We start from the raw sequence: 15,192 nt of genomic DNA on the forward strand, positions 1-15,192 counted from the left end.
GTTTTTTTAATATTTAGCGAACGTTCGCTTTTTGTTTCAAATCCTTTTTTTTAATATTGTTTCATCAAAAAATTAATACAACTAATTATGAGTCAAGATGTTTTAGTAAAAGAAATCCAAAGCGTAAATTTCCAAGAGTCCCCTTATAAAAGTATTTTGACAAGAGAATCTAAGGAGTTTCTTGTACAACTTCACGATACGTTTAACCAACGTAGGTTGCAATTATTAGAAGAAAGAAAAATAGAACAAGCCTATTTTGATGCAGGAAACTATCCGAGTTTTCCAGAAGAAACCAAAGCTGTTAGAGAAGTAGATTGGGTCTGCGCACCTTTACCAGAAGATTTATTAGATCGAAGAGTAGAAATTACAGGACCTGTAGATAGAAAGATGATTATTAATGCACTCAATTCTGGTGCTAAAATGTTTATGGCAGATTTTGAAGATAGTAGTTCACCTTCTATTCAAAATATGCTAGATGGTCAGGTAAACTTAAGAGATGCAGTAAATAGAACCATTTCTTTTTACAATGAAGCAAAAGGAAAATCATATGAGTTAAAAGAAGAGGTAGCAACCTTATTAGTGCGTCCAAGAGGACTGCATTTAAATGAAAAGCATTTACTAATTGACGGGGTAGAAATGTCAGGATCATTAGTAGATTTCGGGTTGTACTTTTTTCATAATATCAAAGAATTACAAAAAAGAGGAAGTGCTACTTATTTTTATTTACCAAAACTAGAGCATTATATGGAGGCTCGTTGGTGGAATGATGTATTTGTATTTGCTCAAAACTATTTAGAAGTCCCTCAAGCTACCATTAAAGCTACTGTATTAATTGAAACGATTACAGCGAGTTTTCAGCTAGACGAGATCATCTATGAATTAAAAGATCATATGGCTGGTTTAAACTGCGGACGTTGGGATTATATCTTCTCATATATTAAGAAGTTTAGAAATCACAAGAATTTCTTTGTGCCAGACAGAGCACAAGTAACCATGCAAACACCATTTATGGAAGCTTATTCGTTAAAAGTAATTCAGGCTTGTCATAAAAGAGGTGTACATGCTATGGGCGGAATGGCAGCACAAATACCCGTTAAAAATGATGAGGAAGCAAATGAGTTTGCTTTTACAAAAGTTAAAAACGGTAAAGAACGTGAAGTAAAAAACGGACATGATGGTACATGGGTAGCACACCCAGGAATGGTGCCTTTAGCTATGGAAGTTTTTGATGCATATATGCGAAACAAGAACCAAATTGATTTAAAAAAGGAAGATCTTGTTATTACTGAAGCAGATTTGGTCGCAATGCCAGAAGGAACCATTACCGAAAGAGGAATTAGAGAAAATATCAATGTAGGAGTGTTGTATATAGAATCTTGGTTAAGAGGGTATGGAGCAGCAGCTTTGTATAACTTAATGGAAGATGCAGCAACAGCAGAAATCTCTAGAACGCAATTATGGTTGTGGTTACATACCAATGCCATGTTAGAAGATGGAAGAACTTTTACCAAAGGAATGTATGAACAGTTTAAGAAAGAAGAACTGAAAAAAATTCAAAGATTGGTCGGAGAAGAACAGTATGCAAAAGGAAAGTTTGCTTTGGCAATTGAGCTGTTTGATACTTTGGTATTATCGGAAGAGTTTGAAGAGTTCTTAACCACACCAGCATATAAACACCTATAAAAACAAAAAAGTCCCTAAATGCGGCAACATTTTCGGGACCATAAATTATTAATAAATCGATAACTTATTAACAACACAAAATTATGAAAAATTTAGCTCAGAGCAATTATAGTTCTGCATTAGAAACTGTAAAAAGCTTAAAACAGAAGTATGGTAGTACTTGGAATGCAATTACTTCTGAAAGTGCAGCACGAATGATGACTCAAAATCGTTTTAAAACGGGGCTTGATATTGCGAAGTATACAGCTGCTATTATGAGAAAAGATATGGCTGAATATGATGCAGATAATTCAAAATATACACAGTCTTTAGGTTGTTGGCACGGATTTGTTGCACAACAAAAGATGATTTCTGTAAAGAAACATCATAAAACAACTAGTAAAAGATACTTATATCTTTCAGGTTGGATGGTGGCTGCTTTGCGTTCTGAATTAGGACCGTTACCAGATCAATCAATGCATGAAAAAACGGCGGTACCTGCTTTAATTAAAGAGATTTATGATTTCTTAAGACAAGCAGATGCGGTAGCGCTAAACGATTTGTTTAGAAGATTAGAGCAAGGAGAAGATGTGCAAGATCAAATAGATAATTTTGAAACACATATTGTTCCAATCATTGCGGATATTGATGCTGGATTTGGAAACGAAGAAGCGACGTATTTATTGACTAAAAAAATGATTCAGGCAGGAGCTTGTGCTATTCAAATAGAAAATCAGGTTTCAGATGCTAAACAATGCGGACATCAAGACGGAAAAGTAACGGTACCACATGAAGACTTTATTGCAAAACTAAATGCTATTCGATATGCCTTTTTAGAATTAGGAGTAGAGGAAGGAGTAATCGTTGCTCGTACCGATTCTGAAGGAGCTGGATTAACACAAAAACTACCTGTAAGTCAAGAACCAGGAGACTTAGCCTCTCAATATTTAGCATTTGTAGAAGCAGAAGAAATTTCAATTGCAGAAGCTAGAGAAGACGATGTATTGTTAAAGAGAGATGGAAAGTTAGTACGTCCGGTTCGTTTAGCAAATGGATTGTATAAGTTTAAAGAAGGAACGAATATCGATAGAGTAGTACTTGATTGTATTACTAGTTTACAAAATGGTGCTGATTTATTATGGATTGAAACACCAACACCACATGTAGGGCAAATTGCAGCAATGGTAAACCGCGTAAAAGCAGTAGTACCTAATGCAAAATTGGTATATAACAATTCGCCATCTTTTAACTGGACTTTGAATTTTAGAAATCAAGTATATGATGCAATGGTAGTAGCAGGAGAAGATGTTTCTATGTATGATAGAAACAATCTAATGGATGCACGTTACGACGGTTCAGAATTATGTGCAAGAGCAGATGAGAAAATTAGAACTTTCCAAATAGACGGAGCTAGAGAAGCAGGAATCTTCCACCATTTAATTACACTTCCAACTTATCATACAACGGCGTTACACATGAATGATTTAACTGAAGGGTATTATGGAGAAGAAGGAATGTTAGCGTACGTAAAAGGAGTACAACGTCAAGAAATTAGAAAAGGAGTTTCTTGTGTGAAGCACCAAAGAATGGCAGGATCTGATTTAGGAGATGATCATAAAACATTTTTCTCTGGAGACAATGCTTTAAAAGCAGGTGGTACAAAAAATACATCAAATCAATTTGAAACTGCTAAGAAAGTAGAAAGAGCAGTTGCAGAAGCTTTATAATAATTAATATAATATAGTTAACACCCAAAATTCCCTATCTATTTTTGGTTTGTAAAAGTTGTTTGTCTAATAGATGGGGAATTTTAACAATAGTATTTATAAAACATTAAGCTGTTTGTAAATCTTTTTTTGAAGCAAAAAGCTCCCGAAAGGGAGCTTTTTATTTGAGTTTTAATTCCATTTTAATATCACTTCTTACATAAGGTGAATCGGCTTCAACAGGTATTTCTATAAAACCGTATTTTCTATAAATGTAAATAGCGTTTTCAAGTTTGGTGTTAGAATATAAAACCAACTTATCAAAGTCATGTTCTTTGGCAAAGTCAATACAGTTCTGCATTAATTTCTGACCAATTTTGTATCCACGATGATTAGGAGAAACTGCCATTTTAGTCAACTCAAAAACATTGTTTTCTTTCATGGGCATCAATGCTACCGTACCTACAATTTCATCGTTTAGTTTTGCGAAAAAGATATGTCCTCCTTTGTTGATAATATACTTATCTGGATTGCTTAATACTTCCTCGTCATAAGGTTCTACATAAAAGAATGATCGTAACCATTCGATATTTAAATCATAAAAATACGAAGCGTAGTTATCTTCATAAGTAATGATTTCTACTGGATTTATTATTGTATTCATATGGATGTGTTCTATAATGGCTTCGCTAAAGCCCTTTTTGTTAAATTTAGATTCTAAAATATTTAAATGCTCAATTAATGAGCTTGATTCAATTTGAGTATACTCTTTAATAGTATGCTCAATACTATTCCAAATAGGAGTTACTTTTTGCACCAGTTTTTTTCCTTTTTCAGAAAGGTGAATGATTTTCTTTCTTTTATCGCTTTTGTCTTCTTTTAATTCAATAAGCTCTTTTTTAACCAATTTATTAATAGCTTGTGTTGTGGCAGGTTGCGTAGTTCTTAAGCTGGCATTGATTTCTGTATTGGTTACACCGTCTTTATTTTTAATGATTTTAAAAGTAGGGAAGAGGTAAGGATCAAAATCAATATGAAAAGTGTCATACACAATTTGTGTCTCTCTCATCATATATTCACTCACTCTTTTTAATCGTGAGCCCATTCCTATTTCTCCAATACCTTGTAAAGCGTCCATTTAATAATAATTAAGTATTTATATAAGTACTTATACAAAATTACAAAAAAATATGATAACTTGAAAGTTAATTACTTGTTAATAATTTACCTAGAGAATATTTTCCATGGTAAATAAAAAAATAATTTATATCTTTGTTGAAATTTTAAAACTAATTAATCATGAAAAAAAACAAAATTATCTTTTACGTATCTACAGGACTATTAACTTTAATGATGTTGATGTCGGCAGGAATGTACTTTTTTAACAATGCAGAAATCGCTAAGATGTTTGAGGCATTCGGATATCCAACTTACATTATTTACCCTTATGGTATAGCTAAAGTTTTAGGATTAGTAGCACTGTGGTTTTTTAGAGGTAAGTTTTTAAACGAATGGGCATATGCTGGATTTTTCTTTGCATTCATTTTAGCATTCTTTGCGCACTTTATGATTGGGGATGGAGAACAAACAGGAGCATTAATTGCCATGGTACTTTTAATTACATCGTACATTTTTAGTAAAAAAATAGATGGCTAAACAACAAGAATCAATAGTAAAGTTAACCACTAAGAACTATTTAGCAGAGGCGAAGATGCGACAACATTTTGCTGTCATAGACGAGCCTATAAAAGCTGGTGGAGATGACAATGCACCAACACCTGTTGAATATTTATTAACTGCCATAGGCGGATGTGTATCTATAACATTACGTATGTATGCAGAGCGTAAGGGATGGGATTTAGGTGAAATTACCGTAAACGTTCGTCAGAAAGAAGAGTTAACTTCAGAAGGAATAAAGAAATCTCTAATTGAGGAGATTTCTTTTGAAAAGGAAGTAACCCCTGAGCAAAGAGAAAAATTATTAGAAATCGCAGGAAAATGTCCTGTGGCAAAAATGGTAAAAGGAGCAACTCCAATTACAAGTAACATCGTATAAAACAACAAGTAAAAATGAAAAAAATAGCAGCATTTGCAGGTAGCACAAGTTCAACATCTATCAATAAACAATTAGCTACATATGCAGCAACACAATTAGGAAGTGCATCATTTGATGTATTAGATTTAAACGATTATAAAGTATCTATTTTTAGTGAAGACGAGGAAAGAGAACATGAGTATCCAGCAGGAGCACAATTGTTTAATGATGTGTTAGATCAGTATGACGGATTTATAGTGTCTTTAGCAGAGCACAATGGTTCGTATGCTTCAGCTTTTAAGAACTTATTCGATTGGGCATCTCGTAAAAACAGAGAAGTATTTAGAAACAAGCCAGTATTGGTAATGGCTACTTCTCCAGGAGGTAGAGGAGGAGCTGGAGTATTAGGAGCAGCTACAGGAACTTTTCCTCATATGGGAGCAAAAGTAACCGGAAGTTTTTCTCTTCCAGGATTTTATGATAACTTTAAAGAAGGAGAAATTGTAGCGGAAGATAAAAAGAATGAGTTAAAAGAGGCGGTTACAGCTTTTGAACAGACTTTGTAATTCATCTACAGGTAACAATAACTAACAAAAAACAACACACTTATGGCTGAGAACAGAGAAATTACAAAAGAGTACAGTAATGCAGACTTAACGGTTTATTGGAAACCAAATACCTGTATCCATGCTAAAAAATGTTGGAAAGGCTTGTTGCAAGTGTTTAATCCACAAAACAGACCATGGGTAAACATGGAAGGGGCCACTACCAAACGCATTATGAAGCAAATTGACGAATGTCCTTCAGGAGCTTTATCCTATACAATGAAAAATGAAGCTGCTCAGGAAGATGCAAAAGAAACTGAAGTAAAGTGTATGGAAAATGGTCCGTTAATGGTGATGGGAGATGTTCATATTACCAACTCAGATGGTACAATAGAAAAGAGAACGAAGGTAACTGCATTTTGTAGATGTGGAGCTTCTACAAACAAACCATTTTGTGATGGTAAACACAATGATGTAAACTTTGTTGGCTAATGGAAGTACTGCAAGAAGATAACGGGAAGAAAGGAGAGTTTTACGTAGAAGTAAATGGAAGTAGAGATGCTTTAATGACCTATACTTGGGCTGGAGAAGATAAAATTATCATAGATCATACAGAAGTAGGAGATAGTCTTCGAGGTCAAGGAGTAGGATATAAGCTGGTAGAAGCGTCGGTTAACTTTATGAGAACAAAAGGAATCAAGGCCATTCCATTATGTCCATTTGCTAAAGCAGTATTCGATAAAAAGGTCGAATATAACGATGTGTTGGTCTAGTAGTTTCAGTTGTAATATATTCCTTGGTAAATAAATTTATTTTTCGTAATTTTGTACTCGAAAGGAGATAAATATGAAGATTACATTGTACGGAAGAAAAGGACATGCACATACAGTTGCTTACAAGAACTTTTTAAGATCTGCAGAAGTACCTTTTGATTACAAAGATGTATCAGAAGATGAAGCAGCAAGAGAACATTCTAGAGAATTGTATGACGGTGTGGTAAAGTATCCAACATTGTTTGTAAATGATGAAGTGTATTTAACACCTACATCAGATACTTTTAACAAAGTAATGCACGATTTAAAATTAAGAGGATAAAATTATAAGTGATTTCGAGAGCATCGAAATAGGATTAAAGAGTAACGTAAATGGGAGATATTTCAAAGGATATTAATTCAACATTTCCAAATAATAGAGTGAAAGCTTTTATCAATATAAAATATACAGCAAATTGGATTAGTAGTAGGGAGAATGAGTTTTTTAAGCCCTATGGAATATCACCACAACAATACAATATTCTTAGAATTTTAAGAGGAGCTAACGAGCCAACAAAAGTTCAGATTATTAAAGACAGAATGATTGAAAGAGCTCCGAATGCGACTCGCTTAATGGATAAATTGTGCGATAAAAAGTTAATAGCACGTATACGCTGTGAGCATGATAGAAGAGTGGTGTTTATTAATATTACCAATCAAGGATTGGAATTATTAAAAACAATTGATGAGAATATTGATTTCGATTTTATTCATAATCTTACAGAAGAAGAAGCAACACAATTAAGTAACTTGTTAGATAAAATTAGATAAGATTCTTCCTGTTCATCAGGAAGAATTTCAAAACAAAAAATTTTACAACAATATTTTCCAAGGAAAATAAAACAAAGGTAAATAAAATGCAAAAACTAAAAACAATACAACATAAAGTAGGAAGCCCATTAGTAAGTATGGGACCAATAAGATTAAGACAGCCGTTACCAACAGAAGGTGTAGCAATGGTAGATCCGTTTTTATTATTACATCATTACGGGCCCTATGCGATAAGTCCGTTTAACAATCCTTTTGACTTAGGTCCACATCCGCACCGAGGATTTGAACCGATTACTTTATTATTTAAAGGAGAGCAGTTTCATAGAGACTCATTGGGGAATGAAATGTTGGTAAAAGCAGGAGATGTGCAATGGACAACCGCTGGTAGAGGAATTATTCATGCAGAAGGACCATCGAAAGAATTTGTTGAAAGAGGTGGAGAGTTGGAAGGAATTCAATTATGGTTAAATCTTCCCGCGGAAAAGAAAATGATGGCAGCAAACTATCAACATTTAAAAAAAGAAGACATTCCGGTTGTTGAGAATGAAGATAAAACGATTGCTTTAAATGTGATTGCTGGAAATCAAGGGGATGTGACAGGGCATATAAAAACACAAACGGAAGTGAATGTGTTTACTATAAACGCAAAAGATGCTGGAAAAATGTTAGTTGACCTTCCAATGAATCATGAGTCGCTAGTGTATTTATTAGATGGAGAAGTCATGGTTAATGATGAAGTAACTCTTAAAAAAGGAGCAACGCAAATGATAACTTTCCATCATGATGGTACAGCGATAGCAATAGCAGCAAAACAAGAAAGTACTTTGTTAGTACTATCTGGAAAACCTATCAAAGAAAAAGTAGCTTCTTGGGGACCTTATGTAATGAATACACAAACAGAAATCATGGAAGCATTACGTGATTATCAAAAAGGTAAGATGGGATTTTTATATTAACAAACTAAAGTAAAAGCAACTTAAATGTCTGGTTTATTATATCGATAGTTTAAAAGGTCATTCCGAATTTATTTCGGAATCTCATCAACAAAAGTAGCTGGTTGTAATGAGAACCTGAAACAAGTTCAGGTTGACAGATTTAGAAATAATCAGAAAAAAAATATAAAATCATAATGAAAACCGTATTACATAAAGCAAATTCAAGAGGACATGCAAATCATGGTTGGTTAGAAAGTTATCACACTTTTAGCTTTGCTAATTATTACAATCCAGAGCGGATGCATTTTGGCGCATTAAGAGTGTTTAATGATGATTATGTACAACCAAAAATGGGATTTGGAACACATCCTCATAATAATATGGAGATTATCTCTATTCCTTTGGTTGGAGCTTTGTCTCATAAAGATAGTATGGGGAACAAGAAGGCAATTACCACAGGAGAAGTACAGGCAATGTCGGCTGGAAGTGGTTTAACACATTCAGAATTTAATGATAGCTCAGAAGAAAGAGTAAACTTTTTTCAGTTATGGATTATACCGAATGAAGAAAATGTGGTACCTAGATATGAACAAAAGCATTTTAAAGAAGACGAACGAAAAGATCAACTACAAGTATTGGTAAGTTCTGTGAGTTCTGAGGATCGTGAAAGTTTAAAAATTCATCAGGATGCACAAATATCTAGAATCACATTAACAGAAGGAAACACCTTTGACTATACCGCGAAATCAGAAAAACATGGGGTGTATATTATGAATGTTGATGGAAGTGTAAGTATCGATGAGCAACAACTTGAAAAAAGGGACGCCTTAGGTGTTTGGGAAACATCTAAAGTAACACTAAAAGCAAGGAAAACTTCAGATATATTATTAGTAGAAGTACCAATGAAATAAAGGGAAAAAGAACCTTAGAATAAAAAAAACTCAAAGATGAAAATCTTTGAGTTTTTTGTTGTCTAAAAAATTGTATCTTGCATTTTATTATGCACGCATAATAAAAACAACAAAAACTATCTACAAAATGACAAAATACAAACACATTTTCGAGCCCTTAGATCTTGGATTTACCACACTTAAAAACAGAATTTTAATGGGGTCAATGCATACAGGGTTAGAAGAAGAAAAAAATGGTATTGAGAAAATAGCAGCTTATTATGCAGAGCGTGCAAAAGGTGGAGTAGGGTTGATAGTTACAGGAGGTATTGCACCAAATATTCAAGGATGGACAGCTCCTTTTTCTGCTCGTATGAGTACGAAAAAGCATGCAAGAGAACATAAAAAAATTACAGAAGCAGTTCACAAAGAAGGCGGTAAAATATGTATGCAGATTTTACATTCAGGACGTTATGGGTACCATCCTATGAGTGTGGCTCCTTCTAAAATTCAGGCACCAATTAATCCGTTTAAACCGTTTGCTTTAAAACAATCTGGAATACGAAGAACCTTAAAAGACTTTGTAAACTGTGCAAAATTATCGCAAGAAGCAGGATATGATGGTGTGGAGATTATGGGGTCTGAAGGATATTTGATCAATCAGTTTATTGTTACTAGAACCAATAAAAGAACCGATAATTATGGAGGAAGTTATGAAAACAGAATCCGTTTAGCGGTAGAGATTGTTCGTAAGACACGTGAAGCTGTAGGAGAGAACTTTATTATCATTTACCGCTTATCAATGTTAGATTTGGTAGAGCAAGGAAGTTCTTGGGAAGAAGTAGTACAGCTGGCAAAAGAAATTGAAAAAGCAGGAGCTACTATTATCAATACAGGAATTGGTTGGCATGAAGCTCGTATTCCTACAATTGCAACTTCAGTTCCTAGAGCAGCATTTACTTGGGTAACCAAAAAAATGAAAGAGGAAGTATCAATTCCTTTAGTTACTTCAAACAGAATTAACATGCCAGAAACGGCAGAAGAAGTATTGTCTAGAGGAGATGCTGATATGATATCAATGGCGCGTCCGTTTTTAGCAGATCCAGAATGGGTAAATAAGGCAGAAGAAGAACGTGATGATGAAATAAATACCTGTATTGCTTGTAATCAGGCTTGTTTAGATCATGCATTTCAAAAGAAAGTAGCAAGTTGTTTGGTGAATCCAAGAGCTTGTCATGAAACAGAATTAAACTATTTACCTACAGATAATAAAAAGAAAATTGCAGTCGTGGGAGCCGGACCAGCAGGATTGGCAGCAGCTACGATAGCGGCTCAAAGAGGTCATGATGTAACGCTTTACGATGCAGATAGTGAAACAGGAGGACAGTTTAATATTGCAAAACAAATCCCTGGGAAAGAGGAGTTTTATGAAACAATTCGTTATTTCAATAAGCAAATAGAATTACACAATGTTAACTTAAAGCTGAATACCAGAGTAAATGCAGATGATTTAGCGAGAGAAGATTTTGATGAGGTGATTTTAGCAACTGGAATTACGCCTCGTACTCCGCGTATTGAGGGAATAGAACATGATAAGGTATTGACTTATTTAGATGTTGTAAAACATAAAAAAACAGTTGGAAAACGTGTAGCTGTAATTGGAGCTGGTGGTATTGGTTTTGATGTTTCTGAATATTTAGCACATGAAGGAGAAAGTACTTCTCAAAATATAGATGCTTGGTTGCAAGAATGGGGGATTGATAAAACCTTAGAAGCAAGAGCGGGTATTGAAGGTATTCAACCTGAGTTTCATCCTTCACCAAGAGAAATTTTTATGTTCAAACGTAGTAAAGGAAAATTTGGAGGTAACTTAGGAAAAACAACAGGATGGATTCACCGTGCTGTATTAAAGAAGAAAAAAGTACAGTTTATCAATGAAGTTCAGTACTCGAAAATAGATGATCAAGGATTACACTATGTTCAAAATGAAGAACAAAAAGTGTTAGATGTAGACAATGTTATTGTATGTGCTGGTCAATTACCATTTAAAGAATTATTAGAGCCTTTACAAGCTAAAGGGATTACAACGCATGTAATTGGAGGAGCAGATGTTGCTGCTGAATTGGATGCAAAAAGAGCGATAGACCAAGGTAGCAGATTAGCTGCTAAGCTATAGTTTATAAATTTAAAATCAAGTTGTAAGAAAGCTCGTCGTAATTGACGGGCTTTTTTTATGATTGGTTTATTAATGAAATAAGAGCGTATCTGCTAACTATCTTACCATTCTTACAGAATTAATATTGCCATGTTCATCATATTCTTTTATAGAGTTTGATGGATCTACGATCCAGTTTCCGTCTACAATAAACTTATAATGATGTTTTCCAGAAGACAATTTAGCTGTATAACTCCAACCATCGGTTGTTTTTTCCATTTTAAAAGTGTCTTCAGACCAATTATTAAAAGATCCAGCTAAGATTACTTTCTCAGCATTTTTAAAACCTTGTAAGTGAAATTTTACATGAACAGAAATATCAATCAAAGAGTTATATTCCCCAAATTGATTAGGAACTTTAAAAGGATTACTAGGGTCTTCCATCCAGTTTCCATCTACAATAAATCGATATTCATATCTATTAGGTTTTAATTGTAGTCTAAGCTCCCAGCCATCGTTTGTTTTTTTCATTTCAAATAACTGTTCGTTCCATTTATTAAAGGATCCTGTAACAATTACTTTTTTGGCATTTTTATAGCCTTTAAGTTTAAATTTTGTGTTTCCGTTTTTGCTAGGATACGCACTATACATTTTTAAATTATAGGTATAGTAGTTGTAATACCCATCTGTAGCTGGAGTTATATTACTAATGTTTTCCGAAGGTTCGGCCCAAATACTATTGTTAATAATGAATTTGAATTCCCAATCAAATTCATCCTTAAAGTCGCTTATCTTTTTTCTTAATTCATATACATATCTAGAAACTCTAGTCATTTTCCAGCTATCTCTAGACCATGAATTAAAATTACCTGAAACCACCACATTCTTTATATCAAAATCATCAAAGTCGAGTTTTTCTTTGGTTATTTCATTGGTCGCCTCAGAATAATCTCTTTTATCAAATGTAAAAACAACATAATCTCCTTCTATTTTATAACCTTTTATAGCTTTTTCCTGAGCCAAAATATTCTGACTCCAAAAAGCAATAATGCATAAAGTTATTTTTAAAAAATGTGTCATGTTATTTTCTTATCAGAGGATAATTAATAAAATATAGTTTCTCCTTTTTATAGTTAATGATAACTCTTTTTTGTAGAAAGAAGTCATGCCCCAAAACAACATCTAAATTTGTGCCAAAAGCTTTGTTCATATTGTTGAGGTTGGTTAGAATAGTTTTCATAGGACCAAAGTAAATTTGATCACTAAGTTTAACTCTAAACAAGTTTCCATACAAGGCTTCTATACTTCTTTTACTAGCACCTACAAGTTTTACACGTTTTTTAGGATAAAAATGTTGTAGCACATTTTTATGAACTCTTTTACTTATTTGGTTGAATTCTGCTCCAGAATCTAATCCGAATGTAATTTTTTCCTTTCCAATATAACCGCTTAAAACAATGGTGTGTTTTTTTAGTTTAAAATTTAAAGAATCAACAATTTTTTCTAAGTATACTTTTTTATTCAAAGTATTACCGTAAGCATCTATTTTAGTCAGTGTAATTTGATTTAAATATAGATCTATAAAAACCTCATAATCTTTTAAAACACTAAATCCGATGATACCTAGTAGTTTAATTTTTTTACTTTTTTCTATATGAGATAAGTCAATAATATCAGATCTTTTATTGTGAAGTGTCATTTCTTTTAAGGACATTTTTTTGATTCTTTTCTCAAAAATATCATCAACAAAATCAATTACACCTGTTGTAGTTTCCTGTTTTTCTTCAAAAGTATAGGTTTTAAAATGTACTTTATTCAAAAGCATCGTCTCAGAACCAGTATCAATAATAAATTGTCCTTTTTTATCTTTAATAGTGCCTTCAATAACTATCAGTCGATCTACTAGTTTAAACGGAATTCGAGTAGAATGCTCGTTTATAATTTTTGCATTTTTAAAACGAATTGGAATAGAGTTTATGACAATTTCATCTTCATTCGTAGAAAAGGAAGATGTACAGATTAATAAAAAGAATATTATTGGCACTATTTTAAACATACTATAAAGACGCGTTCTAAAGAGAATATGTTACATCTTTTCAAAGATATAGATATTAAAAGATAAATGAATGTAAGTTGTATAGAAAAACTATATCCTTATACTCTGTTTGAGTATTGGGATAATGATACGTTTGACTGAGAGTTTTTATTATTTTTGTAGATATGAGTACCCTTACTGAAATATCGAAGTTTTTTGAAACAGAATATCCCTTAAACAAGGAAGGATTGGAAGAGTTACTCGGTTTGTTTCAAACAAAAACGTTTTCAAAAGGAACACAACTTTTAAATGGAAATCAGGAAGAAAAACAGCTTCGATTTTTAAATGCTGGTGTGATTAGGGAGTACTATGCAACTCCAGAGAAAGAAACAAATATTAACTTTTTTACAAGACCACAGTTTATTACAGATTTATCTTCTTTTATCAATAACTCAAGAACCAAAAAGCATCAAGAAAGTTTAACGGAAGTAGAGTTGTTATATATAGATAAGCAAGCCTTTCGAGATTTATTAAGTAAATATGAATGTGGTAAATCTTTTATCGATTTGTCCTTTCAAAAATTATTGAAGCATAAAGAGCTTTTGGAGTACAATAGAATTACCAAAACAGCAGATGAACTGTATAAAGAAATGCTCATTTATAAACCGAATTGGTTAGAGAAAATTCCGCAGTATCATATCGCTTCCTATTTAAATATTACTCCGGAAACCTTAAGTAGAATTCGAAAAAGAATTTCTTGATTTGAATCAATGTGTGATTTTTTAGATCGAGGAATCTTTGTAATATAAAATTAAACGTCATGAAGATTCATCATTTAAGAAATGCAACAATGGTTATTGAAACTGCTAAATATGTGATTTTAGTAGATCCTATGTTAGGAGAGAAAGGAAGCGCAGGACCACCATTTACTTTATTTCGATTCAAGCCTAAAAGAAACCCTATTATAGATTTACCAATTGGATATGAAACTATTTTAGAAAAGGTAACCCATTGTGTAATTACACACCAACATCCCGATCATATTGACAAAGCTGGAGAGCTATTTCTAAAAGAGAGAAACATTCCAGTTACTTGTAGCCAACTGGATGAAAAAGTATTCAAAAAGAAAGGTCTCAATGTTGTTCAAACTTTAGAATATTGGGATGAAAATGAATTTTTAGGAGGAACTATTGAAGGAATTCCTGCTCGCCATGGTTATGGATTCATTGCTAAACCAATGGGAAATGTAATGGGATTTGTTATTAAGTTAAAAGATGAACCTAGTGTGTATTTGAGTAGCGATACCATTTATACAAAGGATGTAGAAAAAGTATTGAAAGAATACAAACCAGAAATTAGTGTAGTAGCTGCAGGAACTGCCCAATTAGATCTATTTCAACCATTACTCATGCGTGTAGAGGATGTTGTGAAGTTTGTAAAAACTACTCAAGGAAAAGTAATTGCAAATCATTTAGAAGCAGTAAATCATTGTCCAACAAAACGAACCGATTTAAGAGCGATATTTAAAAAAGAGAGAGTGGCAGATAGAACTTATGTTCCTGAAGATGGTGCAGTAATGGAATTTTAATTATGATTTTATTTTTAAAATTATAGGTCAAGCTAATCATGTGGTCTCATATTGAAAA

General features: G+C 33.0%; 17 protein-coding genes. 14 read left to right on the plus strand and 3 right to left on the minus strand.

Annotation, left to right across the window (positions count from 1 at the left end):
* Positions 1-87: 87 nt before the first annotated feature.
* Both aceB and Q0873_RS01480 read left to right on the plus strand, forming a co-directional pair.
* On the plus strand, positions 88-1,683 hold the full coding sequence (aceB, locus tag Q0873_RS01475; RefSeq protein ID WP_299103963.1) for a malate synthase A: 1,596 nt from the start codon (positions 88-90) through the stop codon (positions 1,681-1,683).
* Positions 1,684-1,766: 83 nt separating this feature from the next.
* On the plus strand, positions 1,767-3,389 hold the full coding sequence (locus Q0873_RS01480; RefSeq protein ID WP_299103964.1) for an isocitrate lyase: 1,623 nt from the start codon (positions 1,767-1,769) through the stop codon (positions 3,387-3,389).
* 160 nt (positions 3,390-3,549) lie between these two features.
* Here the strand turns inward: Q0873_RS01480 and Q0873_RS18235 are convergent, their stop codons facing one another.
* Positions 3,550-4,506, minus strand: a complete 957-nt coding sequence (locus tag Q0873_RS18235; protein ID WP_363322517.1) for a bifunctional helix-turn-helix transcriptional regulator/GNAT family N-acetyltransferase — start codon at positions 4,504-4,506, stop codon at positions 3,550-3,552.
* 161 nt (positions 4,507-4,667) lie between these two features.
* Here Q0873_RS18235 and Q0873_RS01495 point away from each other — a divergent pair, with 161 nt between their 5' ends.
* From Q0873_RS01495 to Q0873_RS01540, 10 genes are all read left to right on the plus strand, one after another.
* Positions 4,668-5,024 (plus strand): DoxX family protein, encoded by a 357-nt coding sequence (locus tag Q0873_RS01495; RefSeq protein WP_299103965.1) that lies wholly within the window; start codon positions 4,668-4,670, stop codon positions 5,022-5,024.
* Positions 5,017-5,424, plus strand: coding sequence for an OsmC family protein (locus Q0873_RS01500; protein WP_299103966.1), 408 nt, complete (start codon positions 5,017-5,019; stop codon positions 5,422-5,424). Before Q0873_RS01495 ends, Q0873_RS01500 begins: the two co-directional genes overlap by 8 nt.
* 14 nt (positions 5,425-5,438) lie before the next feature.
* Positions 5,439-5,969, plus strand: coding sequence for an NAD(P)H-dependent oxidoreductase (locus tag Q0873_RS01505; protein WP_299103967.1), 531 nt, complete (start codon positions 5,439-5,441; stop codon positions 5,967-5,969).
* 42 nt (positions 5,970-6,011) lie between these two features.
* Entirely contained in the window at positions 6,012-6,440 is a 429-nt protein-coding gene (locus Q0873_RS01510) for a (4Fe-4S)-binding protein (RefSeq protein ID WP_299103968.1), read from the plus strand.
* Positions 6,440-6,721, plus strand: coding sequence for a GNAT family N-acetyltransferase (locus Q0873_RS01515; RefSeq protein ID WP_299103969.1), 282 nt, complete (start codon positions 6,440-6,442; stop codon positions 6,719-6,721). The genes Q0873_RS01510 and Q0873_RS01515 overlap by 1 nt, the downstream gene beginning before the upstream one ends.
* Before the next feature lie 73 nt (positions 6,722-6,794).
* Positions 6,795-7,043, plus strand: a complete 249-nt coding sequence (locus Q0873_RS01520; protein ID WP_086030035.1) for a glutaredoxin domain-containing protein — start codon at positions 6,795-6,797, stop codon at positions 7,041-7,043.
* A gap of 50 nt (positions 7,044-7,093) precedes the next feature.
* Positions 7,094-7,531: a MarR family transcriptional regulator gene (locus tag Q0873_RS01525; RefSeq protein WP_299103970.1), complete on the plus strand. Its 438-nt coding sequence runs from the start codon at positions 7,094-7,096 to the stop codon at positions 7,529-7,531.
* 86 nt (positions 7,532-7,617) lie between these two features.
* On the plus strand, positions 7,618-8,487 hold the full coding sequence (locus tag Q0873_RS01530; RefSeq protein WP_299103972.1) for a pirin family protein: 870 nt from the start codon (positions 7,618-7,620) through the stop codon (positions 8,485-8,487).
* A gap of 173 nt (positions 8,488-8,660) precedes the next feature.
* Positions 8,661-9,377: a pirin family protein gene (locus Q0873_RS01535; RefSeq protein ID WP_299103973.1), complete on the plus strand. Its 717-nt coding sequence runs from the start codon at positions 8,661-8,663 to the stop codon at positions 9,375-9,377.
* Positions 9,378-9,504: 127 nt separating this feature from the next.
* A complete protein-coding gene (locus Q0873_RS01540; RefSeq protein ID WP_299103974.1) occupies positions 9,505-11,532 on the plus strand; it encodes an NADPH-dependent 2,4-dienoyl-CoA reductase in 2,028 nt (675 codons plus the stop codon).
* 96 nt (positions 11,533-11,628) lie between these two features.
* Here Q0873_RS01540 and Q0873_RS01545 read toward each other — a convergent pair whose 3' ends face one another.
* Both Q0873_RS01545 and Q0873_RS01550 read right to left on the minus strand, forming a co-directional pair.
* Complete coding sequence (locus Q0873_RS01545; RefSeq protein WP_299103975.1) at positions 11,629-12,591, minus strand: glycogen-binding domain-containing protein; 963 nt, start codon at positions 12,589-12,591, stop codon at positions 11,629-11,631.
* Between the two features lies 1 nt (position 12,592).
* Positions 12,593-13,567 (minus strand): aspartyl protease family protein, encoded by a 975-nt coding sequence (locus tag Q0873_RS01550; protein WP_299103976.1) that lies wholly within the window; start codon positions 13,565-13,567, stop codon positions 12,593-12,595.
* 164 nt (positions 13,568-13,731) lie between these two features.
* Between Q0873_RS01550 and Q0873_RS01555 the strand changes: the two genes are divergently transcribed.
* Together Q0873_RS01555 and Q0873_RS01560 are read left to right on the plus strand one after the other, a co-directional pair.
* Entirely contained in the window at positions 13,732-14,307 is a 576-nt protein-coding gene (locus tag Q0873_RS01555; protein ID WP_299103977.1) for a Crp/Fnr family transcriptional regulator, read from the plus strand.
* 59 nt (positions 14,308-14,366) lie between these two features.
* Positions 14,367-15,134, plus strand: coding sequence for an MBL fold metallo-hydrolase (locus Q0873_RS01560; protein ID WP_299103979.1), 768 nt, complete (start codon positions 14,367-14,369; stop codon positions 15,132-15,134).
* Positions 15,135-15,192 lie beyond the last annotated feature (58 nt).

Source organism: uncultured Tenacibaculum sp. (genome assembly GCF_947498805.1).
In the GTDB taxonomy this organism is placed as follows: domain Bacteria; phylum Bacteroidota; class Bacteroidia; order Flavobacteriales; family Flavobacteriaceae; genus Polaribacter.